This is a genomic window from Rhodococcus sp. NPDC003348, from assembly GCF_053589375.1.
The window spans coordinates 1-25,468 of sequence record NZ_JBSFRT010000014.1 but is presented as its reverse complement, the minus strand read 5'-3'; the positions used below and the strand labels follow the sequence as shown (position 1 = coordinate 25,468).

Here is a 25,468-nt window from a genome sequence, read left to right as displayed (position 1 = left end):
CCGTTTGCCGTGTGATGCAGAGCACACCGCGTCCCGGGCCGGGCAACAAGCGTTGCAGCGCGTTGCATCACACGGCCGGGGACTGTGACACCCGCCACAGCACGGCCTATGCTCGCGGGACCAGCAACGAAAGTGGAGGTCGTGGGCAATTTCAGTGCCACGGGTTACGGGGCGATCGAGCCGGGTACGGACCTGTCCCGGTACGCCCGTGACCTGGTCCGCATGCACGAGGCGGTGATCGGCGGGGGCCGCTCCGCGCTGCAACCACGCGCGGTGGTGCAGCGGTCGTGGAGTCGGGTTCTCGGCTCCGGACTCGCCCCGGACGGCGCCAACACCCGCTCGCTACTCCCCCTCGACGAGATCGAAGGGCGCCGTAGGCGCTCCGCGTTGGCAGAGGTGATCGCCGATCTGGACCAGGTGATCTCCACGGTCGCCGAGGTATCGCACATGCTCATGGTCGTGGCCGACGCCGACGGCGTCATCCTCTGGCGCTCGGGTTCGGCGAAGGTGCGCAGTCGCGCCGACTCACTCGGGTTCCGGGAGGGCGCCGACTGGACCGAGACCACCGTCGGCACCAACGCGATCGGCACTGCACTGACGGAAGCCGCTCCGGTGCAACTGTTCTCAGGGGAACACTTCGAGCAGTCCCAGCATCCCTGGTACTGCACCGCCGCCCCGATCCACGACCCTCGCACAGGCGAACTGCTCGGTGTCGTCGACGTCAGCGGTCCCGCACTGACGCTGCACCCCGCCGTCACCGCCCTCGTCGAGACCGCCGTGCGACTGGCGGAAGCACAACTGTGGCGGCACCACCAGTCGAACCTGGAACGCCTGCGTTCGGTGGCCGCGCCACTGCTGGCGTCGACGTCCGGGCCCGTCCTCCTCGTCGACGAGCACGGCTGGGTCGCGCAATCCTCCGGAGTCGCGGCCACCAAACGGATCGCCGCACCCCGGACCGACCGCACCCTGACCGTCCCCGGCCTGGGCGTGTGTACCCCCGAACGCATCGGCGACGGCTGGCTGGTGCGACCGGACGGCCCCGGCACCCGCATCGCGATGGAACTCGACCTGTCCGGACCGCCGGTCGTGGTCGTGACCGGCTCCGAGTCCACCTGGCGCGCCCCTCTGCCGCGACGTCACGCGGAGATCCTGCTGCTGCTGCACCACAGCGGCCCTCGGGGTCTGTCCGTCACCGAACTGAGCTCCGGCATCTACGGCGACCCGGACCACGCGGTCGCGGTGCGAGCGGAGATCTCCCGACTGCGCCGCGCACTCGGATCCGTGGTCGACGGCCGTCCGTACCGGCTCGCAGACTCCGTGCAGTTGCGACTGGTCCTCGGGGACGCGGAACGCCTCGCGGACTGCGCATTCGTCCTGCAGTCCACCAGTCCCGGCATCCGTGCGCTCACCGGTGGATAGCGGGCATTCCCCTCGTCGGGTATGCTGTCCTGCGTTGTCTCGGCGAGGGTGAACCCGCATGCGCAGGCTCACCGTGATCGACGCGGCCATGGCTACTCCTTCGAGCAGTGCTCCGGGGCCGTGCGCGTCCGTCTGCCCCCGTCGAGCCGGCACCCCAAGCAAATTCTGATGTGATCCGTAGGAGCCATTCCCCATGTCGACCGACGTCAACAACCTCAAGGCCGCCGTCCGCACCGAGTTCGGCAAGGGTGCTGCCCGCCGTGCCCGCCGCGACGGCAACGTTCCCGCCGTGCTGTACGGCCACGGCACCGAGCCGCAGCACCTGAGCGTGAACGCCCGTGAGTTCGCCGCCATCCTGCGCGCGCACGGCACCAACGCCGTCGTCACCCTGGACATCGAGGGCACCGAGCAGCTCGCGCTGACCAAGTCGGTCGTCGTGCACCCGATCCGCCGCCACATCGAGCACGCCGACCTGCTCGTCGTGAAGAAGGGCGAGAAGGTCACCGTCGAGGTTCCCGTCGTCCTCACCGGTGAGGCCGCTTCCGGCGCCCTGGTCACCCAGGACGTCACCACCATCAAGCTCGAGGCCGAGGCCCTGCACATCCCCGAGCAGATCGAGATCTCCATCGAGGGCGCCGAGGCCGGCACCCAGATCCTGGCCGGCGGCGTCGAGCTGCCCGCCGGTGCGGCCCTGCAGGACGACGCCGAGCTGCTGCTCGTCAACATCGTCGAGGCCCCGTCCGCCGAGTCCCTCGAGGGCGAGGGTGCAGGCGAGGAGGGCGCCGCGGCTCCCGCCGAGGCCGCTGCCGAGGGCGAGTCGGAGGCTTAGTCTCCCAACCTCGGAACACATCAGTTGACGTCGACGACGCGTCGCCCACTCCGGGCGGCGCGTCGTCGCGTTTCATCAGGACAGGAACTTGAGCGTTGAGCGAGCCGAACGACACCGCACTCGTCGTCGGGCTGGGCAACCCCGGACCCCAGTACGAGAAGACCCGGCACAACATCGGATTCATGGTCGTCGAGACCCTGGCGGACCGGGAGCGGTCCCGCTTCGGCGTCCACAAGAAGTCCGGCGCCGACGCCGTCACCGTCCGCATCGCGGGCCGTCAGGTGATCCTCGCGAAGCCCCGGTCGTACATGAACCTGTCCGGTAAGCCGGTCGCCGCGCTCGCCCGCTTCTTCTCCGTCGACCCCGGCAACATCGTCGTCGTGCACGACGAACTCGACCTCGATTTCGGCACCCTGCGCCTGAAACTCGGGGGCGGAGAAGGCGGCCACAACGGCCTGCGGTCCATCTCGCAGGCCCTCGGCACCAAGGACTACCTGCGCACCCGCGTCGGCATCGGACGCCCGCCCGGCCGCATGGACCCCGCCGACTACGTGCTCAAGCCGTTCTCGTCGGTGGAGCGCAAGGAACTGGACCTCGTCCGCGAGGAGGCCGCCGACGCCGTCGAACTGCTGCTGCGCGTCGGACTGGAGGCGGCGCAGAACCAGCTGCACTGACACCTGATCGCGTAGCCGACTACGCGTGTGCCGCTCCTCGGTGGGCCGGACGATGAAGTTCCTTCGCCCCACGACTCGGGACAACTCCCGAGGCCAGGGACACCACCCACGAGGAAGGGACACGTCATGAAACTCTTCGCGCCTCTCGCAATCGGGGCGGTCCTCGCGCTGCCCCAGTTCGCGGTCGCACCGGCCGCGACCGCCCAGAACCAGGGACCCGACGTCCCCGCGATCTGGCTGACCACCTATCGACAGTCCATCGTGTGCGGCGACGGCGTCTGTGCCCCGGTGGGTGACGGCGTCGCCCGGGTGAGGATCAACGGCGACCATTTCACCGTAAAGAGCCCGGTCGACCTCGCCGTCCGGCGGTCCGACGGCACGGCCTCCACGTTCACCACGACGACCCAGACCCTGCCCGGATTCGTCGCCGGCGCATTCAGCTACGAGTCCTCGGTGCTCGACGACTGCGACGGAAACACCGACGCCTACGTCCGGGCGCGCGACATCGCGTCCAACCGCTGGTCCGCCGAGGTTCCCGTCAGCGACGCCTGCGCCACCTCGTGATCGCTCGGCTCGTCACGTTCCTCGGCACGAATCCGAGCCACACCGCACCTCGCCCGCTGCGCCCGCCGAGTGCTCGAGGGCGGGCGACGAGCGCTCCCACAGCCCTTCTCGCAGCTCCAATCACCTACGCGGGCACCGTTGCAGGTGTGCTCATCCACGCAGCTTGCGCCGCAACAGCTTCCCCGTCGCCGACCGGGGCAGGGCTCCGACCAGCTCCACTTCGCGCGGGTACTTGTAGGCCGCCAACCGCTCCCGGCAATAGTCGACGAGGTCGCCCTCGGTGACCGTGCTCCCGGGGCGCGTCACGACGAAGGCCTTGGCCGACTCGCCCCGGTAGTCGTCGGGGATACCGACGACCGCGGCCTCCGCAACGTCGGGATGCCCCGCGAGCACCAACTCGACCTCGTGCGGCCAGATCTTGTATCCGGCGGCGTTGATGACGTCCTTGCTGCGGTCGACGACGTAGAACCAGCCGTCGGCGTCCATGAACCCGATGTCGCCGGTACGCAACTCGCCACCGGTCAGCGCCGCCGCGGTCGCCTCCGGGTCGTCCCAGTACGAACCGATCACCTGCGGACCGCTCGTGACCAGCTCGCCGATCTCACCGACGGGGAGATCGCGACCGTCGTCGTCGACAACCCGGACCATGGTGTTCGACACCGGCACCCCGACCGACAGCACCCCGGTCTCCGGATCGACGGGTGCACGCGACTCGGGCGGCACGATGTGCGTCGGCGACGTCGTCTCGGTCTGTCCGTACACGTTGCGGATGTAGCCACCGAGCGCGGCCTCGAGCCGGTCCGCGACGACGGGATCGACCGGCGCGCCGCCCGAATAGCGCAGCCGGAGTGACGTCATCTCGGCCGCGGTGATGTCGGATTCGTCGGCGAGCGCGATGTAGGCGGTGATCGCCGCGACCGCGAATACGGGGCGATGTTCCCGGATCGCGTCGGCGATCACCCCCGGATGAATGCGATGGGTCAGCACGACAGGCGATCTCAGCAGCATCGCGAGCGTGACGGCACCGACGAGGCCGGTCACGTGGAACACCGGTGCCAGCGCCAGGATCGGTTCCCCCGGACCCACTCCCGTCCAGGCGCGGTACATCTGGGTGCTGAACGTCAGGTTCGCGTGGCTGATCCGCGCGCCCTTCGGGAACCCCGTCGTTCCCGAAGTGCCCAGCAACACGGCCACATCGCCGGGTCCGACCGGACGCCGCTGCACGACCGCGCCGTCGTGCCCGGCGATCAGCGCGGCGAGGTCGATCGTGTCGGGTGGCCGGAGCCGCTCGACGCCCGCGAACACTCGCGGGTCGGTGCGGGACTGGCCGTCCAGCCCGGACACCGTGACCACGACGGGGACCGCGAGGTCGGGATCGGTTGCCAGGACCGGGCGGACCACCTCGACGTGCAGGTCGTCGAGCGCCAGCAATGCCGTGGGCCGGTAACGGCGCAGGAACCACTCGAGTTCGCCGGCCTTGCTCATCGGGCTGATTGCGACCGGAACACCCCCGACCTTCCAGGCGGCGACCAATCCGATCACGAACGCCGGGTCGTTCTGCACGTACAGCGCACACCGGTCCCCGGGCCGGAACCCGCGCGCCGCGAGCAGCGCGGCGAGCGCATCCGACGCCCGATCCAGTTCAGCCCATGAGATCGTGCCATCGAAGTACTGCACGGCCGGATCGTCCGAGGCCGCCGCGACCGCCGCGTCGAACATGTCCATCGCGGTACCGTATTCGACGCGCAGATGCGACGGCCGATCACCGTAGTGTGCGAGCCACGGCCGGTCGTCGTATGCGCTCACCCGACCCCCAAACTCCGTCACTCGTCCGTCCGGCCGCCGGTCCCGGCGCGATCGGACCCACGCTACCGTGTTCAGCATGGCCGAACAGAACTCGACCGGGCCCGCCGTGCGTCGGGCCCGACAGCAGTCCGGCATGACCCTGCGCGCCCTCGCCTCGGCGGTCGGCGTGAGCGTCGGGACCATGAGCGCGATCGAGAACGGGAAGGTGGCGCTGACGATCGACCGCCTGCACGAGATCGCCAGACACCTCGGCGTCCCCTCCGCCCGCCTACTCAGCCCACCCCCGGACCGGGCACCGATCGGAGGACCGGCGACTCCCGGCGACACGGACTGGCGACGCTTCTCCGCACTCGACCTCGACCCGGCGCTCCGGGCGGCCGTCGAGGTGTTCACGGACCTCGGCTACCACGGCGCCACGATGCGCCTGGTGGCGACCGCCGCAGACAGCAGCGTGGCCGGCATCTACCACTATCACCGCAGCAAGCAGCACCTTCTTGCGACGTTGGTGACGCGGACGATGGAGGACATCGAGTGGCGTGTCGCGGCCGCCGATGCCGAGGGGCGGGCCCCGGCCGAGAAGTTCGCCCTCATGGTCGAAGCGCTCGCCCTGTGCCATGCGGTCCGCCGGGACCTGGCCTTCATCACCGCCACCGAGATGCGGAGCCTCGAGGAGCCCGTCCGCGGCACCGTCGCGGACGCGCGCCGACGCCTGCAGGCACGGCTCGACGCCGCGGCGGTCGCCGCCACCGCCGACGGGACCTTCACGACACCCGACCCGCGCGGCACGGCCCGGGCCGTGACGACCCTGTGCATGGCACTGACCTACTGGTACTCCCCCACCGGACCGATGACCCCGGCCGAGGTCGCCCGCGACTACGCCGGTCACGCGCTGGCGATGATGCAGGTTCAGCCTCGCTGAACATCGAGATCCGCTGACCGCCAATCATTTTCGCGTTCCGCCACCCCCTTGACGGCGGCTCGATTCGGTGTGATCCTGATCTCACTGAACCGTTCGAACGATCGATCGGATAGTTCAGTTCCGCAGGATCGACTCACTGAAGAGGTGCCGATGTCCACCACGCCCGATCTCACCGAACTTCTCGCCGACTCCCCGTCCAACTGGGGCAAATGGGGCGCCGACGACGAGGTCGGCAGCCTGAACTACCTGACCGCCGAACAGGTTCTGAGCGGCGTCGGCCTCATCCGGAAGGGCGCCCTGTTCACCCTCCAGCGCCTCATCGGGGATCCCAACGGCGACCCGGTGTGGCCCGGCCGCAGCCCGGCGACCCGGGAGATGATCCTCGACGAGTCCGACTGGGACGAGGGCGGCGAGGGCCCCGAGTTCCCCGGCGGGTTGCACTACGCCGACGACAAGATCAACGCATTCCTGCAGGGCAGCACACAGTACGACGCACTCGGTCATGTCTGGTACGACGGCCGGATCTACAACGGGTACGACGCCCGCACCACCGTCGGCGGCCTGGACAAGGCCAGCGTCGAGCCGATCGCCCAGCGCGGTGTCGCCGGCCGTGCGGTACTGCTGGACATGGCCCGCTTCCGGGGTGTGGAGCATCTGGGCGCGGGGGAGACATTCGACCACACCGACCTCGAAAAATGTGCCGCCGCACAGGGAATCGAGATCAAGCCGCGCGACATCATACTGATCCGCACCAATCACCTCGAGCTGTTCTTCCAGGATGCGGATGCCTTCTACGGCGATTTCTGCGAGCCCGGCCTGGTCTACTCCCCCGAGCTGGTGCAGTGGTTCCAGGACAAGGAGATCCCGAACCTCGTCACCGACACGATCGCCAACGAAATCACCACCGACCCGCACAACGGCGTCGCCCTCGTGCTGCACAACGCACTCATGCGCAACCTGGGAATCGCGTTCACCGAGATCTGCGACCTGGAGAAGCTCGCCGAGGACTGCGCCGCTGACGGTGTCTACGAGTTCTTCTACGTCGCAGCACCGTTGAAGATCCACCGCGCCAGCGGTGCCCCGGTGAACCCGGTGGTGATCAAGTGACCTACACCGACCGGCCGTGGCTGGCCCGGTATCCGGAGGGCATCCCCTCCGACATCGAGGCCGAGCACGCCACCGCGCTCGAGGTCTTCGACGCGGCGGTGGCGTCGGACCCCGATCGGCCCTTCCTGCACTACTTCGACGCGACGCTGACCTTCGCCGACGTCGACCGGGCCGCGAACGCGCTCGCCGCAGCACTGGTCGCGGACGGGTTCGCCGCGGGGGAGCGACTCGCGGTGTACGTGCAGAACAACCCCTCCTATGCGATCGGCCTCGTCGCGGCCTGGAAGGCGGGCGGCGTCGCGGTCGCGATCAACCCGATGAACCGCCAGCGGGAACTGACGTACATGCTGATCGATTCCGGGGCAACGGCTCTCCTCACCCTCGACGACCTGTACCGCGACGTCGCCGCAACGGTGCTCGAGACCGGGAAGACTTCGGTGCGGACGGTGTACACGACGTCCGCGCTCGACTTCCAGACACGGAACGATCCGCGCCTGTTCGATTCGGCCGAACGGCATCGCAGCGAGGGCACCGGCGACCTCGTCGAGACCGTCGCGTCGTACGACGGCACCCCACCGCCCGCACCAGCACTGACGTCCGACGACGTCGCCGTGCTCACCTACACCTCGGGGACGACCGGAGAACCCAAGGGCGCCATGAACACCCACGGAAACCTGGCGTTCAACGCGCAGACCTACCGGGACTGGACCGGGCTCGCCCCCGGCGAGGGGGTACTCGGCATCGCCCCGCTGTTCCACATCACCGGGCTCGTCGGGCACATCATGGTCGCGATGTCGGCGCGGGCACCGCTGACGCTCACGCACCGGTTCACCCCGAAGGTGGCACTCGACGCGATCCGCGAATGGAAGCCGGCGTTCACCGTCGCGGCGATCACCGCGTACAACGCACTGTCCACCGCCCCCGGTGCCACACCCGCGGACTTCCAGAGTCTGCGCGTGCTCTACTCGGGCGGCGCCCCGATCGCGCCCGCCATGGCGGACCGGCTCGAGAAGGCGTTCGGCGCCTACATCCACAACATCTACGGCCTCACCGAGACATCGTCGCCCTCCCACGGCGTCCCGCTCGGTGTCCGCGCCCCCGTCGACCCGACCTCGGGCGCCCTGTCGGTCGGCGTCCCCGTGTTCAACACGGTCGTGCGGGTCGTCGGTGAGGACGGCGAGGACGTCCCGGTCGGCGAGGTCGGCGAGTTCGTCACCTCCGGACCCCAGGTGGTGAAGGGGTACTGGAACAAGCCCGACAAGACCGCCGAGTCGATCCCGAACGGCGAACTGAAGACCGGCGACGTCGGATTCATGGACGCCGACGGGTGGTTCTACGTCGTCGATCGCAAGAAGGACATGATCAACGCCTCGGGGTACAAGGTGTGGCCGCGGGAGGTCGAGGACGTGCTCTACGCACATCCCGCTGTCCGGGAGGCCGCCGTCGTCGGTGTGCCGGACGACTACCGCGGCGAAACGGTCAAGGCCTACGTCTCCCTCCAGCCCGGCGCGTCGGTGGAACCGGACGAGATCATCGCGTACTGCAAGGAACAGATGGCCGCCTACAAGTATCCGCGCCAGGTGGAGTTCGTCGGCGAACTGCCGAAGACGGTCACCGGCAAGATCCTGCGACGGGAACTGCGGGACGTGCGCTGATCCCGCTGCCGGGTGTGGGGTTGGCCGGCGGAGGGCGCACCCCACACCCGCGCGGTGTCAGCGCAGCAGCGCCGCCGAGTGGGTGCGGCGCAGCTTTCCGGACGAGGTCTTCGGGATGCTGCCGGGGCCGAGGACCGCGACCGTGCGCGGCCGCACCCCGACCTCTGTGAACACCGCGTGCGCCACGGCGTGTTCGATGCGGTGCACCTCGGCTGGGTCGTCGATCGCGTTGGTCTCGACAGCGACAGCGAACGACTCTCGTTTCTGCCCGGCCTCGAGCCGGACCGCGACCGCGTTGCCGGGCCGGACGCCCCGGACCGTGAGCGCGGCCCGTTCGATGTCGGTCGGGTAGATGTTGCGGCCGCCCATGATGATGACGTCCTTGACCCTGCCGCACACCACCACGAGCCCGTCCTCGGTGAAGTAACCGACGTCGCCGGTGTCGAGCCAGCCGTCCTCGTCCTGCGCGGGACGAGGTCCGTCGACGGTGAGGTAGCCGGGCGTGACGGGCTTGCCGCGGACCTCGATGACCCCGACGTTGCGGGCGCTGAGTTCCCGGCGTTCCTCGTCGACCACGCGTCCCTCGAGGTCGGGCACCATCTTGCCGAGGGTGACCATCTTGCGCGCATTGTGCTTGGTGGACGGCACGGCATGCTGCATCGCCTCGAGCAGGTCCGGATCGACCAGATCGAGAACCAGCCCCCGGCCGGGTGAGGGCAACGACACCGCAAGCGTCACCTCCGCCATCCCGTAGGTCGGCGCGAGGGCCGCCTGGTCGAGGCCGAACCGCTTTCCCGCCGCCGCGAGTGCGAGCATCGTGTCGGCGTCGATGGGTTCGGCACCGTTGATCAGGCACCGCATCGTCGACAGGTCGTATGCCCCGTCCGGCGCCTGCTCGAGCCGACGGGCCAGCAGCGAGTACGCGAAATTCGGTGCGGCGGTGACAGTTCCGCGATACTTGTCCATCAACTCTGCCCACAGCAGCGGGTTGTGCAGGAAGTCGAGTGGAGTGACGCAGACGATCTCGGCGCCCATCTGCATGGGCAGCGTCAGGAACCCGACCATCCCCATGTCGTGGAACAGCGGTAGCCAACTGATCATCACGTCGGTGGTGACATCGATCTTGAGCCGGTTGAGCATCGCGTTGGCGTTGGAGTAGAAATTCGCGTGCGTGATCCGCACGGCCTTCGGCGACCCGGTGGAGCCGGAAGTCAACTGCTGCAAGGCAATATCGGATTCGAGGGCGTCCAGCGGATCCACCGCGGAGCCACCTCGCAACTCGTCGACCGTCACGACGGTGATGCCACGCGCCGCGAGCAGAGGAGCAGCGGCTCCGAACGGCTCCCCGAGCACCACGGCGTGCGCGCCGATCATCGCCACCACGACCTCGGTGTCGCGGGCCCACGCCTCGAGGTCGGTCCGCGGGGTCGGCTGGTGCAGCATCGTCAGCGCGGCACGGCGCATCCAGACGGCCTGGCACGTCGGCGCGACGTCGACGGGCAACCCCGCCAGCACTCCGACCGAGTCACCGGGACCGACCCCGACGGCGGCGAGTCCGCCCGCGATGCGGCGGGCGATGTCGTGGATCTGGTCCCAGGTCTGCCGCAGCGGCACCCCAGGTTCGCCGGTGACCACCCCTCGAATGCTGGTCGCGGACGCCTCGTACATCTCGTCGGTGAATCTGCTCATCGCGTTCTCCTCACCGGGCCGCTATACGTAATATCCCTCGATTGCCGCCGTTGTGTTACGCGCCACACCTGTCGTGGTGTTACACGCAAAGCATGCGCCCGCGGTTCGGAGGAGCGTGTCGAATCGGGCGATCCCGCGGCGGGTAATCTGGACTACCGGCGTATCGCCACTGCTCCCACGCCTGGTGAGCAGACCGAAGTCCGTCAGCAAAGGAAACTCCCCGGTGACCACCGATCCCGCATCGACGACCGCCGCCACCGACCCCGAAGTCGGCACCGCCGACGTCCCCGAGGTCGGCACCGCCGACAAGTCGGTCCGGGCACTCGCCGGGGAGGCCGGGAGACGGCGCACCTTCGCCGTCATCTCCCACCCCGACGCGGGCAAGTCGACGCTCACCGAGGCGCTCGCGCTGCACGCGAAGATGATCGCGGAGGCCGGCGCCGTGCACGGCAAGGCCGGCCGCAAGTCGACGGTGTCCGACTGGATGGAGATGGAGAAGGCCCGTGGCATCTCCGTCAGCTCCACCGCGCTGCAGTTCAACTACAAGTCCCCGGAGACCGATCCGGACGAGGAACCGAACGTCGTAAACCTCGTCGACACCCCCGGTCACTCCGACTTCTCCGAGGACACCTACCGGGTCCTCACCGCCGTCGACGCCGCGGTCATGCTGATCGACGCGGCGAAGGGCCTCGAGCCGCAGACCCTGAAGCTGTTCCAGGTGTGCCGCCACCGCGGCATCCCGGTGGTGACGGTCATCAACAAGTGGGACCGGCCCGGCCAGTCGCCGCTGGAACTGCTCGACGAGATCCAGGAGCGGATCGGCCTGACCCCGACGCCGCTGTACTGGCCGGTGGGCATCGCCGGTGACTTCCGTGGCCTGCTGCGCCGCGGCGAGGACGGCGCCCCCCGCGAATACGTCCGCTTCACCCGTACGGCCGGCGGCGCGAAGATCGCGCCCGAGGAGATCCTCGACGCCGACGGGGCCGCAGAACGAGACGGGGACGCCTGGGAGACGGCGGTCGAGGAGAGCGAACTGCTCTCGGCGTCCGGCCAGGACCACGACCAGGAGATGTTCCTCGCCGGACAGACGTCTCCGGTGATCTTCGCGTCCGCGATGCTGAACTTCGGCGTCCGGCAGATCCTCGACACCCTGGTCGCGCTCGCGCCGCCGCCGGGTGCGCGCGACGACGTGGCAGGCGCCGCGCGCGCGGTGACCGACCCGTTCAGCGCGGTCGTGTTCAAGGTGCAGGCCGGAATGGACACCGCACACCGCGACCGGCTGGCGTTCATGCGCGTCGTCTCCGGGGTCTTCGAACGCGGCATGGTCGTCACGCACGCACAGACCGGGAAGCCGTTCGCGACGAAGTACGCGCAGACCGTGTTCGGCCGGGAACGCTCGACCGTGGACAGCGCCTACCCCGGTGACGTCGTCGGCCTCGTCAACGCGACCGCCCTGGCGCCCGGCCACACCCTGTTCTCCGACAAGAAGGTCGAGTTCCCGCCGATCCCGTCGTTCGCACCCGAACACTTCTCGGTGCTGCGCGCGGAGAGCGCGAGCAAGTACAAGCAGTTCCGGCGCGCGGTCGAACAGCTCGACTCCGAGGGCGTCGTGCAGATCCTGCGCAACGACATCCGCGGCGATGCGTCGCCGGTGATGGCGGCGGTCGGCCCGATGCAGTTCGAGGTCGTCGCGGCCCGGATGAAGGCCGAGTTCAACGTCGAGGCGCGGATGGAGGGCCTGCCGTACCAGCTCGCGCGGCGCACCGACTCCGAGTCCGCCACCGAGCTCGGCCGCCAGCGCGGCGTCGAGGTCTTCACCCGCTCCGACGGTGTGATGCTGGCCCTCGTCAGCGACAAGTGGCGACTGCAGTACATCCAGAAGGAGCACCCGGAGCTGACCCTGGAACCGCTCGTCGCGACCGCCGACTGACCCCCGGGATCCGGGAGAGCTGCACGTATGAGCCCGCTGCAGGCCCTGTTCGACGCCGAACTGCACATCGGGGACGCCACCATCCTGTGGCGCGAGATCATCGGCAACGGGTTCGGGATCGCGTCCGCGATCGGCGGCATGAAGCGCGTGGTGTGGGCGTGGCCCGTCGGCATCGCGGGAAATGCACTGCTGTTCACGGTGTTCATGGGTGCGCTGTTCCACACCCCGCAGGAGCTGAACCTGTACGGACAGGCCGGACGGCAGCTGATGTTCATCTCCGTCAGCGTGTACGGCTGGACCCAGTGGTTGCGGTCCCGGCATGCGTCCGGCGAGGCGGTGCTGCCGCACTGGGCGCCGCGCCGCGACCGGTTTCTTCTGGTCGCGGCGATGATCTGCGGCACCGTCGTCTTCGCGCAGATCTTCGAACGCATCGGGTCCTACGGGCCTTGGCCGGAGGCGTGGATCTTCACCGGGTCGCTGCTCGCCACCTACGGCATGGCGCGCGGGTGGACCGAGTTCTGGCTGATCTGGATCGCCGTCGACGCCGTCGGGGTGCCGCAGCTGTTCGTGGCCGGGTACTACCCGTCCGCGCTCCTCTACCTCGTGTACGGCGCCTTCGTGCTGTGGGGGTTCGCGGTGTGGCTGCGGGTCCAGCGCCGCGCGGGGGTCGCCCGGTCCGCGCCCTGACCGACGCTCAGATCCCGGCGCGGCGGACGAGGGAGTCCGCGAACGTGGGCGACACCGCACCGAGGTGGCGCAGCAGTTCGGCGTAGCCGGGCAGCAGTTCCACCGGGCGGGTCCGGACCGCCTCGACCAGCCAGCCGGCCGCCCGTTCAGGGGTCAGGGCAGGCATCGCGTCGTAGTCCCTGGTCGGGGTGATCATCGGGGTGCGGATCAGCGGGAAGTGCACCGTGGTGACCGCAACACCGCGCCCGGCGATCTCGGCGCCCAGATCGCGGCCGAACGCCCCGATGGCCGCCTTCGACGCGTGGTAGGCGGCGAACTTCGGCATCACCCCGCCGGGCACACCCCACGTCGCGACATTGACGATGTGCCCGCACCCGCGGTCGAGCATTCCGGGTAGCACCGCCAGCGTCAGCCGCACCGGGCCGAAGTAGTTGAGCGCCATCGTCCGCTCGTAGTCGTGGAATCGGTCCACGGTGTCGACGACGGGGCGGCGGATGGAGCGTCCGGCGTTGTTGATCAGCACGTCGAGCGGTCCGTGGTCGGCGGCGACGGTCGCCACCAGTGCCGCGACGGCGTCCGGGTCGGTGAGGTCACACGCGATGCTGTGTGCGACCCCGCCGTCGGCCCGGATCCGGTCGCGAACCACGGCGAGGTCGCCGGCGCCGCGGGCCACCAGGATCACCTCGGCCCCCAGCGCGGCGAACGCCGTCGCGGCCGCCTCCCCGACCCCGGAGGACGCGCCGGTGATCAGGACCGTGCGGCCGCTGACACGGTCCGGCCCCGGCCGGACGCGGGTGCGGACGGACCGCAACGACGGCAGCGGGTTGAGGGCGGCGCGGGCAACCAACTCACGGATCATGGCGTCGAGTGTGCACCCACCGGCGCGTCGACCGGGTGGGGATGGAGGCAGGTGGGCAGTCGGCGGATCAGGCGGACGACTCGGCCTCGGGTTGTGGGGTGATCGCCATCGCCCACCGGTTCGAGATCAACTGCAGGCTCGGCAGGTCGGACAAGGACACCACGATCTCGTACGTCCGCTCGTACCCGGTGTGCGCGATCCGCCACTGGCCGCCGTCGTCGCGTGCGTATCGGTCGTGGTAGAAAGCCGCACCACGCAACAGCATTCCGTCCTCGGGGAAGATGACCGTGTCCGCGAGAACCCACGTCCCGGTCGCACTGTCCCCGGTGATGTCGATTTCCGGTTGGCCGCAGAGGTGTTCGGACAGTACGTGCGGGCCGAGCGTGATCTCCATGAACGAGCACAACGCGTCCCGGTCCTCGAATCGGAGGTGCTCGCCGTACGTGGCGGTCGCGTCGGGCAGCAGGGTCTCGCGGAACAGTGCCCAATCCTTGGTGTCCAGCGCGCGCGTGTAGCGATGTTTGAGCTTCGTTATCTCAGCGAGAGCCTCGAGATCCATCGCGCGAGCCTTCCATGACAGGGACCATGAAACGACAAGACCGATCTTTCAGGCAGCCTAGTCGCCTTCCCGCCCCGCCGGGCGGTGAACACGTCACGGTGTCAGGCACGCGAGACCGATCACTCGAGGTCGGCGGCCAGCTCCATCCAGCGCTCCTCCGCGGTCTCCTTCTCCGCCACCACCGTCCGCAGTTCCGCGTCGAGCTTCTGCAGCTCCTGCGGATCGGTGGCCGCGGCGGCGAGCGCCTCGTGCAGGACGGCCTCCCGATCGGACAGCTTGGCGACCTGCCGTTCGATGCGGCTCAGCTCCTTGCGGGCGGCCCGGTCCGCGGCACCGTCGCGGACGGCGACGGGCTCGCCGACACTCGCGGCCGCAGGCCCGCTCACCGGGGCGGGGCCGGGCGTGGCGGCAGCGGCGACCGCCTCGCGACGCCTCAGGTATTCCTCGATCCCACCCGGCAGGTTCGTCAGCTTGCCGTCCCCGAACAGCGCCCAGGTGCTGTCGCAGATCCGCTCGACCAGGTAGCGGTCGTGGCTGATCACCACCAGCGTTCCCGCCCAGCCGTCGAGGATGTCCTCGAGCTGCTGCAGCGTGTCGATGTCGAGGTCGTTGGTCGGCTCGTCGAGCAGCAGCACGTTCGGCTCGCTCATCAGCACCCGGGTCAGCTGCAGCCGACGCCGCTCACCGCCGGACAGGTCGCCGACCGGGGTGCGCTGGCGGGCCGGGGTGAAGCCGAGCCGCTCGGCGAGCTGACCGGCGGACATCTCCTTGTCCCCCAGCACGATTCGCTCCGCGACGTCCTTGACCGCCTCGAGCACCCGCATGTCCGTCGGCAGGTCGTCGAGTTCCTGGCGCAGCCACCCGATCTTGACGGTCTGCCCCTGGATGCGCCGACCCGTGGCGGGTTCGAGCTCGCCGGCGAGGGTACGCAGCAGCGTCGTCTTGCCCGAACCGTTCACGCCGACCAGACCCACCCGCTCCCCCGGCGCCAGCCGCCAGGTCAGGTCGTGGACGAGTTCCCGGCCGTCGGGCGTCTCGAGGCGGACGTCCTCGAGTTCGATGACGACGCGGCCGAGCCGCCGCTTGGCGAACGACGCCAGCGCGACGGAGTCCCGCGGCGGTGGGACGTTCGCGATCAGGGCCTCCGCCGCCTCGACCCGGTAGCGGGGCTTCGAGGTGCGGGCCTGCGGGCCGCGACGCAGCCACGCGAGCTCCTTGCGGGCCAGGTTCTGCCTGCGTTCCTCGGCGGCGTCGGCCTGCCGGGCCCGCTCGGCGCGCGCGAAGATCCAGTCGTTGTAGCCGCCGTCGTAGCTCTCGACCTTGCCGCCGACGACCTCCCAGGTGCGGGTGGCGACGGTGTCGAGGAACCAGCGGTCGTGGGTGACGACCACCAGCGCGCTGCGCCGGCCCAGCAGGTGTTCGGCCAGCCACTGCACGCCCTCGACGTCGAGGTGGTTGGTGGGCTCGTCGAGGACCAGCAGGTCCAGGTCCTGCACCAGCGCCGCCGCCAGGGCGACGCGCCGCCGCTCCCCGCCGGAGAGGCCCTCGACGCCGCGGTCGAGGCCGACGGAGTCGATGCCGATACCGGCGAGGATGGAACGGATCCGCGCATCACCCGCCCACTCGTGCTCGGCCAGCCCGAGCGGGGCGAGCACCACGTCGGCGACGGTGGCACCGGCCGGGAGGACACCCCGCTGGGTGACCACGGCCATGCGCAGGCCACCGACCCGGCTGACCCGGCCGGAGTCGGGTTCCTCGAGGCCGGCGAGCACCTCGAGCATCGTGGTCTTGCCGCCGCCGTTGAGGCCGACGACACCGATCCGTTCGCCCTCCTGCACGCCGAGGGACACGGAGTCGAGCAGCGGCTTGATGCCGAACGACTTCGACACCTGCTCCAGGTTGATCAGATTGGCCATCAGCGTTCCGTTCCCCGGTGATCGTTCTCGACGTCGACAATGTGCGCACCCGGCACCGGGCCGTGGGCCACCCGCACGGTGCGGCACACGCCCGCCCCGGCCAGTTCCGCCCCGACGGCGACCGCCGAGTCGGAGTCGGCGCACAGGAATGCACAGGTCGGTCCGGACCCCGAGACGATGCCGGCCAACGCCCCTGCCGTGGTCCCCGCACGCAGGGTGCGCCGCAGTTCCGGTTTGAGGGAGAGCGCGGCGGGCTGCAGGTCGTTGCCGAGCAGCGGTGCGAGCTGATTGGCGTCACCCGAGGCGAGCGCCTGGATCAGGCCCTCCGCGCCGCCGATCCGCGGCGGGCTGCCCGCGGCGCGGAGACGGTCGAGTTCACGGAACACCGCCGGAGTGCTCAGTCCACCCTTTGCGAGCGCGAGAACCCAGTGAAAGCTGTTGCGGGACAGGACCGGAAGCAACTTCTCCCCACGTCCGGTCCCGAGCGCGGTCATACCGTGCAGAGTGAACGGGACGTCGCTGCCGAGCTCCGCGCCGAGCGTGAACAGCTCGTCGCGGCCGAGGCCGAGCCGCCACAGCTCGTTGAGTCCGACGAGGGTGGCCGCCGCGTCGGCACTGCCGCCCGCCATGCCGCCGGCCACCGGCACACCCTTGACGATGGTGATCGCGACGTCCGCGGCCCGGCCCGCACGCTCGGCGAGCAGTTCCGCCGCCCGCCACACGAGGTTCGTCCGATCGGTCGGCACCGACGCGGCGTCCTCGCCCCGCACCTGCACCGACAGCCCGTCGGCGTCGGCGAGCACGACGTCGTCACTGAGCGACAGCGCCTGGAACACCGAGGTCAGCTCGTGATAGCCGTCCTCGCGCAGGTCACCGACTCCCAGGTGGAGGTTCACCTTCGACGGCGCCCGGACGGTCACCGGGCGCGGAACTACGGACAGCACGGGGAATCAGCCTAGTGGAGGCGCCACGGGTGGCGAACTCCCGGACGCGCACCCGGCGGCCTCTACCGGCGCGGGCGGTCCTCGAACATCGCCTCGATCCTGGCCTTGATCTCGGCGGTGCTCATGGCCGAGCGGTGCGCGAGAGGTGTCGCCGCCCGCATCCCCGGGCCCGCCACTCGCTCGTCGGCCGCGCCGACCTCGGATGAATTCATCTGTGCAGCAATCCCTTTCTGATTCACAGACCCACCACTCGCTCGAGCGAGGCGAGCTCGTCGTCGAGATGGCCGAGCATCGGCGCCAACTCCGGCAGGCTGCGCCGGCAGCTGGTGAGACCGAACGCGATCTCCTCGTCCGTACTCGTGCAGGTGATGTTCAGCGCCTGGCCGTCCACCGGGATGGACAGCGGAAAGAGCGCGGTCATCCGCGCCCCGTTCCAGTACAGCGGCGCACGCGGGCCCGGCACGTTGGAGATCATCACGTTCGCCGACCGGATCGGAAGGCCCCGCCCGAGCACGATCCCCATCGCCAGCGGTGCAACCCCCAGCGCACTCATCGCACGGATCTGGGTGGCGCTCCGGGCCCGCATCGTCTCCTTGCCCTCGCGCATCGAGGTGCGCACGGCGTCGAGCCGGTCGCCGGCGTCGGACAGGTTCGTGCCGAGATTGCAGGTCAGCAGGCCGATTTCGTTCCCCTCGCCGCCGGTCCGCCGCTCATCGCGCAGCGAGACCGGGACCATCGCCAGCAGCGGCTCGAGGGGCAGGGCATCCACCCCCGCGAGGAACGTGCGCAGCGCACCCGAGCACATGGCGAGCACCACGTCGTTGATCGTCGCGTCGGCGCACTTGGCCACCAGCCGGAGGCGTTCGAGCTGCCACGAGCCCGCCGCGAAGCGGCGCGCACCCCCGATCGGCACGTTGAGCAGCGACGACGGCGCGGCCAACGACAACGCGCCACCGCGACCGTGCAGCGCGCGGTCGACCGTGTCGGCCAATGCAGGCACCAGTCCTGCCACTTCCCCGACCGCGTCCCGCGCCGCCCGGACCGCGGCACCGGCGATGCCCGACACGCCGCCGGTCGACGCGGGTTCTGCCGATCCGAGGCGCGGCGCACCCGGCTCCCACGGCGCGGACATCTCCCGAGCCTCGGGATCCTCGCTGAGCGCCCGTCGCAGCATGCGCATCGCGGACACACCGTCGGCCAGGGCGTGGTGGATCTTCATGTACACGGCGAACCTGCCGTCGGCGAGCCCCTCGATCAGGTGCATCTCCCACAGCGGACGACTGCGGTCCAGCAGGCCGGCATGCAGGCGAGACACCAGATCCATCAGCTCCCGCATGCCACCCGGACGCGGCAGCGCGTCGTGTTGCACGTGGTGCGCGAGGTCGAGGTCGTCGTCGGTCTCCCACCCCCACTGCCCGAGAGTGGTCACCGAGCGCCGGGGGCGGCGCCGCAGCCGCGGGGCGACCAGGTTGCGTTCGAGGGCGGCGTCGAGCATCGCGCGCACGTCCCCGGCATCACCGCCCTCGGGAGGCTCGAGGAGCACGAGCCCCCCGACGTGCATCGGGTGTTCGCGGGATTCGGCTAGCAGGAACATCGAGTCGGTGGGCGACATCGGAAGCAGCATGTTCTGACCTATCAAGTCTCGGGGCACCGGATCGCGGGATCGAGCAAGGGTGATGTGCGTCACCTTTGGTCACAAACGGATGTGAGAATGGTCACGACCGAATCGGGATGTAGATGTTCTACCCCATCGAGAGTTGCGTCACCACCTGGGCAAACGTCCAGGCATCGATCGTCACGCGGGCCGATGCCCCGAATGTCCGGACCGGCCATTCCGCCTCGCCGGCCGGTCGCGTCGCTCACCTGCACGGACGCGACGCCGTTCGCCACACCTCGCTACGCGCGGTCACAGCAAGTCCACGGAGCGGGATCCGATCGGCCGGCAAATGCCTACTGACCAGTACGCGTAAAGCTACTCGAAAGTAGCCTGCCGACACGATACAAAGGATCGATTCCTACACGAATCGCGTTGCGGCAAAACGACGTTGGGCGACTCTGTAACGACATGACAGAGCCGCCGAAATAATGGATGCTGGCATACCGGTAGCGCCGATCAACGCACCGGAGGAAGACCGGAATTCTCCGGTCGACAGTCGCCTCGCGACGACCCTCCGACCGCTCGGTGTTCCGGTGATCAAGCGGCCGTCCGTCCTGTCACGGACAGTCGAGCGGCCCGCGCTCAGCCCCGAGTGGCTCGACGCGCCACGGCCTGTCCGTACCGGGTGCCCGCGCACACGTGTGGACGACAACTGTGAACAACGAGGTACGAGGAACGGTGGCCAACCAGATGTTCAGACGAATTGCAGTCGTCAACCGGGGCGAGGCGGCGGTCCGCCTGATCCGCGCCGTCCGGGAACTCAACGCCGAACGCGACCAGCCCCTCACCGTCATCGCCCTGCACACCGAGGCCGAGCGCCGCGCCATGTTCGTCAGGCAGGCCGACGAGGGCGTCACACTGCGCCCCTCGACCACCGCGGCCACGCCCTACCTCGACCACGCCGAACTCGAGCGCGCCCTGATCGAGGCGCGCGCCGACGCCGTCTGGGTCGGCTGGGGCTTCGTCGCCGAGGACCCGGCCTTCGCCGACGTCTGCGCCCGCCTCGGCATCACCTTCATCGGCCCCTCCGCCGAGGCGATGCGGCTGCTCGGCGACAAGGTCGAGGCGAAACTGCTCGCCGAGAAGGTCGGTGTCCCCGTCGCCCCGTGGTCCGGCGGACCCGTCGAGACCCGCGCCGACGCCCGCAGGCACGCCCAGGCCATCGGCTACCCGCTCATCATCAAGGCGCGCTCCGGCGGCGGCGGCCGAGGCATCCGCAAGGTCTACTCCGAGGACGAGCTCGAACTCGCCCTCGAGCGCACCCAGGGCGAGGCCGAGCGCTCCTTCGGCGACCCCGTCGTGTTCATCGAGCGCCTCGTCACCGAGGCCCGCCACGTCGAGGTCCAGGTCATCGCCGACGCGCACGGCAACGTGTGGGCGCCCGGCGTGCGCGACTGCTCGATCCAGCGCAAGAACCAGAAGGTCATCGAGGAGTCCGCTTCCCCGCTGCTGACGGCCGAGCAGTCCGCGCAGCTGCGGAAGGTGTCCGCGGAACTGGTCAAGGCCGCCGGGTACTGCGGCGCCGCCACCGTCGAGTACCTCTACCAGCCGTCGCAGCAGGTGTTCACCTTCCTCGAAGTCAACACCCGCCTGCAGGTCGAGCACCCGATCACCGAGTTCACCACCGGACTCGACCTGGTCAAGCTGCAGATCCACGTCGCGAGCGGCGAGCCGCTGGTCGGCGAGTGCCCGACCGAGTTCGGTCACGCCGTCGAGGCCCGCCTCAACGCCGAGGACGCCGACAACGGGTTCGCGCCCGCCCCCGGCACCGTCCAGCTGCTGAAGTTCCCGCTCGGCTCCGGCCTGCGCGTCGACACCGGCATCGCCCAGGGCGACGTCATCCCGCCCGACTACGACTCGATGGTCGCGAAGGTCATCGCCTGGGGCCGGGACCGCTCCGAGGCCCTCGCCCGGCTGCGCACCGCGCTGCGGGAGACCACCGTCGTCCTCGACGGCGGCACCACCACCAAGTCGTTCCTGCTCGACCTGCTCGACCGCGAGGAGGTCATCACCGCCTCCGCCGACACCGGATGGCTCGACCGGACCGGCGCCGGGACCGCGAACGGCCCCACCCCCGCCGCGGCCGTCGCCCTGCTCGCCACCGCGATCGAGGTCTACGAGACCGAGGAGGCGCACGAGCGCAGCGCGTTCCTCGCCGCCGCCCGCGGCGGACGGCCCCGCACCAAGAACACCGTCGGGCGCGGCGTCGAGCTGAGCTACCAGGGGCAGGCGTACCAGTTCGAGGTCGGCCAGATCGGCCCGCACCGCTACCGCATCGACGGCGACAGCGGCGAGGTCGAAGTCGACGTGGACCGGCTCAGCGAGTACGAGCGCCGGATCGTCGTCGGCGGACGGCGCCACCATGTCGTCTCCGTCACCGGCCCCGCCCACCACCTCGTCGAGGTCGACGGGGTCAGCCACCAGATCAGCCAGGACGAGGCCGGCGTCGTCCGCGCACCCTCCCCCGCCGTCGTCGTGGCGCTGCCCGTCGCGGTCGGCGACGAGGTCGAGGCCGGCGACACCCTCGTGGTGCTCGAGGCGATGAAGATGGAGACCGCGATCCGCGCGCAGAACGCGGGCACCGTCCGGGAAGTCCTCGCCATCGTCAATGCGCAAGTCGACGCCGGCGCCGCACTGCTGCGGGTGGACCCGGTGGCCGAGGAGACCGTCACCACCCAGGCCCCGCGGGTCGAGTTCACGGCCCCCGAGACCAGCGACCGCGACGACCTGACCGAGGCACTCGCCCGGCTCGACGCGCTGACCGCGATGATCACCGGATTCGACGTCGACGACACCCGCGCCACCGCACTGCGCACCGAGTACACGACCCTGCGCGACCGGCTGCCCGAATCCGACCCCACCCTGGCTCGCGCGGAACTGGCGCTGCTGACCACGTTCGCCGACCTGTGCGAGCTGTCGCGCAACCGGCCCGCCGGCGGCGACGACAACGACGAGCGGGTGCACTCCCCCCGCGAGCACTTCCATTCCTTCCTGCGTTCGCTCGACGTCGAGCTGGAGGGCCTGCCGGAGTCGTTCCGCGCCAAGCTGTCCCGCTCGCTGCGCCACTACGACGTGACCGAGCTGGATCGCACCCCGGAGCTCGAGGAGGCCGTGCACCGGCTGTTCGTCGCCCTGCAGCGGCTCGAGGCGCAGGTCCCGACCGTCGCAGGCCTGCTCGCGCACTGGCAGCGGGAGTGCCCGATCGGCGAGGAGCTCGCCGGCGAGTTCGAGGAGGTCCTCAACCGGCTGATCGTCGCCACCCAGCTGCGCTACCCGCTGATCGGCGACATGGCCCGCGGCCTGCACTTCCGCATCTTCGACGAGCCGGTGGTCCGCAAGTCGCGCGAGCAGATCTACGACGGCGTCCGCGGCAGCCTGCAGTACCTGGCGGAGCAGCCCGGCGCCACCGATCGCGCCGCCCGCATCGACGCGATGGTCGACACCCCGGAGCCGCTCGTCGGCCTTCTCGCCGAGCCGTGGTCCGCTCCCGCCGACCTGCTCGAGGTGGTCACCCGGCAGTACTACAAGATCCGCGGACTCTCCGACGTCAAGGCCATCGACGGCCACGGACTGCCCTGCGTCACCGGCACTTTCGAACTCTCCGGTGAGCAGCTGCGCCTGGTGTCGGTCGCCGCGGACCAGGGGCAGCTGACCGAGGCGCTCCGCGTCGTGGACGCGGTCGCCGGCCCGTCGCCCGTGAACCTGGTCGCCGACCTGTACGTCACGTGGCCGGACGCGCCCGCCGACGACGACGCACTCGCCGAGTCGCTGCGGTCGGAGCTGTTGTCGCACAACACTTCCGTGCCGTGGCGACGCGTCACCGTGACCGTCACCGTGCCCGGCGCGATGACGACTCAGCGTCAGGCCACCTTCCGTCCCGCCGAGTCCGGCGGGCTGGACGAGGACCGCATCATCCGCGGTATGCACCCGTTGACCGCGCAGCGCCTGGACATGTGGCGCCTGAAGAACTTCAACGGCACACGCCTGCCCGCCCCGGCCGACACCTACGTGTATCACCTTGCGGCCAAGGACAACCCGGCCGACCAGCGCCTGATCGCGATGGCTCAGGTGCGCGACCTCACGCTGCAGTTCGACGAGGCCGGCGAGATCGAGGCCGCCCCGGCGATCGAGCGGGCCCTCGCGTCCTGCCTCGCCGGCATCCGCAGCGCCCAGGCCGAGCGCGGTCGCAAGCGTCTCGACAACAACCGCGTCGTGCTCTACGTGTGGCCGCGGCTCGACGTCGCCGCCGACCGGTTGTCCGCGATCGCCAGCCACGTCGCACCGCTCACCGTCGGCGCGGGCATCGAGCAGATCACCCTGATCTGCCGCATGCAGGAATCGCCGACGGCGAAGCCGCGCCAGGTCGCCATCCGGTTCTCGTACCGCTCCGGCGCAGGCCTGCAGGTCGCGGTCACCGAACCGCCGACCCAGCCGCTCAAGCCGCTCGACGAGTACACCCAGAAGGTGCAGCGGTCGCGGGCACGCGGCACCGTCTACCCGTACGAGCTGATCCCCGCGCTGAGCGCGGGCGGCAGCTTCGTCGAGTACGACCTCGACGACACCGGCGCGCTGGTGCCCGTCGACCGCCCCTACGGCCGCAACAAGGCCGGTGTCATCGTCGGCCTGGTCACCACGCCCACCGAGCGCTACCCCGAGGGCATGACCCGGGTCGCATTGTTCGGCGACCCGACGAAGGCTCTCGGCACCGTCGCCGAGGCGGAGTGCTCGCGCATCGTCGCGGCCATCGACCTCGCGGAGTCGCTCGGCGCCCCGGTGGAATGGTTCGCGCTCTCCTCCGGCGCCACCATCTCCATGGAGTCCGGCACCGAGAACATGGACTGGGTCTCGCGCGGCCTGCGCCGGATCATCACGTTCACCCAGAACGGCGGCGAGATCAACGTCATCGTCGCGGGCATCAACGTCGGCGCCCAGCCGTACTGGAACGCCGAGGCCACGATGCTGATGCACACCAAGGGCATCCTGGTGATGACCCCGGAGTCGGCGATGGTGCTCACCGGCAAGCAGTCCCTGGACTACTCCGGTGGCGTCTCGGCGGAGGACAACTTCGGTATCGGCGGCTACGACCGAGTGATGGGCCCGAACGGCCAGGCGCAGTACTGGGCACCGGACCTGACCGCCGCGATCGGCGTCCTGTTCGCGCACTATGAGCACGCGTACCTCGCTGTCGGGGAACGTTTCCCGCGCAAGGCGGAGTCGTCGGACCCGATCGACCGTGACGTGCGCTCGTTCCCGCACGTGCACCCGTCGAGCGAGTTCACCACGGTCGGTGAGATCTTCTCCGCCGAGACGAACCCGGACCGCAAGAAGCCGTTCGACATCCGCACGGTGATGCACGCCGTGGTCGACCAGGACCACGCCGTGCTCGAACGCTGGGCCGACATGGCCGACGCCGACACGTCGGTGGTGTTCGACGCGCACCTCGGCGGCAACGCCGTCACCGTCGTCGGCATCGAGTCCCGGGCCATCGCCCGCAAGGGCTGGTTCCCGACCGACGGCCCGGACCAGTGGACCTCGGGCACGCTGTTCCCGCGTTCGTCGAAGAAGACGGCTCGCGCGATCAACGCGGCGTCCGGAAACCGTCCGGTCGTGGTGCTGGCGAACCTGTCCGGATTCGACGGCTCCCCGGAGTCGCTGAGGAACCTGCAGCTCGAATACGGCGCCGAGATCGGCCGCGCGATCGTCAACTTCGACGGCCCGATCGTGTTCGTCGTGATCTCGCGCTACCACGGCGGCGCGTTCGTGGTGTTCTCCGGCGCCCTGAACGAGAACATGGAGGTGCTCGCGGTCGAGGGCTCGTTCGCCTCGGTGCTCGGTGGCGCCCCTGCCGCGGCCGTCGTGTTCACCCGCGAGGTCAACGCCCGCACCGACGCCGACCCGGCGGTGCGCGACCTCGAGGCCCGGCTCGCCGCCAGCGACGACGACGCCGAGCGCGCCACGCTGCGCGTCGAGCTCGCCGCCGAGCGGGTCGCCGTCCGCAACGCCAAGCTCGGCGAGGTGGCCGCGGAGTTCGAGGGCATCCACAACATCGAACGCGCCCGCGAGGTCGGCTCCGTGCACGACATCGTGGCCGCCGCGGACCTGCGGCCGCGTCTGGTCTCCGCTGTCGAGCGCGGCATGGGCAAGGTTCTCGCCGCCCAGTAAGCACGATCAGCCAACGCAGTGGGGGGGGCCCGGGGGGGGGCGGGCGGGGCCCCTCGGGGAAACACCCACAGCCGCCCACGCGGGGAGCGACC

The 25,468-nt window shown here is 70.0% G+C and carries 18 protein-coding genes; 10 read left to right on the top strand and 8 right to left on the bottom strand.

The window, feature by feature from the left end; genetic code table 11:
* Positions 1 to 141: 141 nt before the first annotated feature.
* From ACWDU4_RS11705 to ACWDU4_RS11690, 4 genes are all read left to right on the top strand, one after another.
* The gene (locus ACWDU4_RS11705; protein ID WP_450114071.1) at positions 142 to 1,419 is read left to right on the top strand and encodes a GAF domain-containing protein; all 1,278 of its coding nucleotides are present in this window, start codon (positions 142 to 144) and stop codon (positions 1,417 to 1,419) included.
* A gap of 193 nt (positions 1,420 to 1,612) precedes the next feature.
* Positions 1,613 to 2,248, top strand: a complete 636-nt coding sequence (locus ACWDU4_RS11700) for a 50S ribosomal protein L25/general stress protein Ctc (protein ID WP_450114070.1) — start codon at positions 1,613 to 1,615, stop codon at positions 2,246 to 2,248.
* A gap of 95 nt (positions 2,249 to 2,343) precedes the next feature.
* A complete protein-coding gene (pth, locus tag ACWDU4_RS11695; protein WP_450114069.1) occupies positions 2,344 to 2,922 on the top strand; it encodes an aminoacyl-tRNA hydrolase in 579 nt (192 codons plus the stop codon).
* Positions 2,923 to 3,048: 126 nt separating this feature from the next.
* On the top strand, positions 3,049 to 3,486 hold the full coding sequence (locus ACWDU4_RS11690) for a hypothetical protein (protein WP_450114068.1): 438 nt from the start codon (positions 3,049 to 3,051) through the stop codon (positions 3,484 to 3,486).
* Between the two features lie 150 nt (positions 3,487 to 3,636).
* Here ACWDU4_RS11690 and ACWDU4_RS11685 read toward each other — a convergent pair whose 3' ends face one another.
* On the bottom strand, positions 3,637 to 5,292 hold the full coding sequence (locus tag ACWDU4_RS11685; protein WP_450114067.1) for a class I adenylate-forming enzyme family protein: 1,656 nt from the start codon (positions 5,290 to 5,292) through the stop codon (positions 3,637 to 3,639).
* Positions 5,293 to 5,368: 76 nt separating this feature from the next.
* Between ACWDU4_RS11685 and ACWDU4_RS11680 the strand changes: the two genes are divergently transcribed.
* From ACWDU4_RS11680 to ACWDU4_RS11670, 3 genes are all read left to right on the top strand, one after another.
* Positions 5,369 to 6,211: a TetR family transcriptional regulator gene (locus ACWDU4_RS11680; protein ID WP_450114066.1), complete on the top strand. Its 843-nt coding sequence runs from the start codon at positions 5,369 to 5,371 to the stop codon at positions 6,209 to 6,211.
* A gap of 150 nt (positions 6,212 to 6,361) precedes the next feature.
* Entirely contained in the window at positions 6,362 to 7,318 is a 957-nt protein-coding gene (locus tag ACWDU4_RS11675; RefSeq protein ID WP_450114065.1) for a cyclase family protein, read from the top strand.
* A complete protein-coding gene (locus ACWDU4_RS11670) occupies positions 7,315 to 8,973 on the top strand; it encodes an AMP-binding protein (RefSeq protein WP_450114064.1) in 1,659 nt (552 codons plus the stop codon). The genes ACWDU4_RS11675 and ACWDU4_RS11670 overlap by 4 nt, the downstream gene beginning before the upstream one ends.
* 57 nt (positions 8,974 to 9,030) lie before the next feature.
* On the opposite strand, the gene ACWDU4_RS11665 is transcribed toward ACWDU4_RS11670, so the two are convergent.
* Positions 9,031 to 10,662, bottom strand: coding sequence for a fatty acyl-AMP ligase (locus ACWDU4_RS11665; RefSeq protein ID WP_450114063.1), 1,632 nt, complete (start codon positions 10,660 to 10,662; stop codon positions 9,031 to 9,033).
* Between the two features lie 223 nt (positions 10,663 to 10,885).
* Here ACWDU4_RS11665 and ACWDU4_RS11660 point away from each other — a divergent pair, with 223 nt between their 5' ends.
* Positions 10,886 to 12,592: a peptide chain release factor 3 gene (locus ACWDU4_RS11660; RefSeq protein WP_450114062.1), complete on the top strand. Its 1,707-nt coding sequence runs from the start codon at positions 10,886 to 10,888 to the stop codon at positions 12,590 to 12,592.
* A 27-nt stretch (positions 12,593 to 12,619) separates the two neighbouring features.
* The gene (gene pnuC, locus ACWDU4_RS11655) at positions 12,620 to 13,279 is read left to right on the top strand and encodes a nicotinamide riboside transporter PnuC (protein WP_450114061.1); all 660 of its coding nucleotides are present in this window, start codon (positions 12,620 to 12,622) and stop codon (positions 13,277 to 13,279) included.
* Positions 13,280 to 13,286: 7 nt separating this feature from the next.
* Here the strand turns inward: pnuC and ACWDU4_RS11650 are convergent, their stop codons facing one another.
* The 6 genes from ACWDU4_RS11650 to ACWDU4_RS11625 all read right to left on the bottom strand — a co-directional run bounded on the left by ACWDU4_RS11650 (position 13,287) and on the right by ACWDU4_RS11625 (position 19,181).
* Positions 13,287 to 14,138 (bottom strand): SDR family oxidoreductase, encoded by an 852-nt coding sequence (locus tag ACWDU4_RS11650; protein ID WP_450114060.1) that lies wholly within the window; start codon positions 14,136 to 14,138, stop codon positions 13,287 to 13,289.
* 67 nt (positions 14,139 to 14,205) lie between these two features.
* Positions 14,206 to 14,697 carry a nuclear transport factor 2 family protein gene (locus ACWDU4_RS11645; protein WP_450114059.1) on the bottom strand — a complete coding sequence of 164 codons (492 nt, stop codon included), beginning with the start codon at positions 14,695 to 14,697 and terminating at the stop codon, positions 14,206 to 14,208.
* Positions 14,698 to 14,816: 119 nt separating this feature from the next.
* A complete protein-coding gene (locus ACWDU4_RS11640; RefSeq protein WP_450114058.1) occupies positions 14,817 to 16,613 on the bottom strand; it encodes an ABC-F family ATP-binding cassette domain-containing protein in 1,797 nt (598 codons plus the stop codon).
* Positions 16,613 to 17,557, bottom strand: a complete 945-nt coding sequence (locus tag ACWDU4_RS11635) for a 4-(cytidine 5'-diphospho)-2-C-methyl-D-erythritol kinase (protein ID WP_450114057.1) — start codon at positions 17,555 to 17,557, stop codon at positions 16,613 to 16,615. The genes ACWDU4_RS11640 and ACWDU4_RS11635 overlap by 1 nt, the downstream gene beginning before the upstream one ends.
* Positions 17,558 to 17,619: 62 nt before the next feature.
* A complete protein-coding gene (locus ACWDU4_RS11630; protein ID WP_450114056.1) occupies positions 17,620 to 17,769 on the bottom strand; it encodes a hypothetical protein in 150 nt (49 codons plus the stop codon).
* Positions 17,770 to 17,792: 23 nt separating this feature from the next.
* A complete protein-coding gene (locus ACWDU4_RS11625) occupies positions 17,793 to 19,181 on the bottom strand; it encodes a WS/DGAT/MGAT family O-acyltransferase (RefSeq protein ID WP_450114055.1) in 1,389 nt (462 codons plus the stop codon).
* Positions 19,182 to 19,904: 723 nt separating this feature from the next.
* Here ACWDU4_RS11625 and ACWDU4_RS11620 point away from each other — a divergent pair.
* On the top strand, positions 19,905 to 25,376 hold the full coding sequence (locus ACWDU4_RS11620; RefSeq protein ID WP_450114054.1) for an ATP-binding protein: 5,472 nt from the start codon (positions 19,905 to 19,907) through the stop codon (positions 25,374 to 25,376).
* Positions 25,377 to 25,468: the final 92 nt, after the last annotated feature.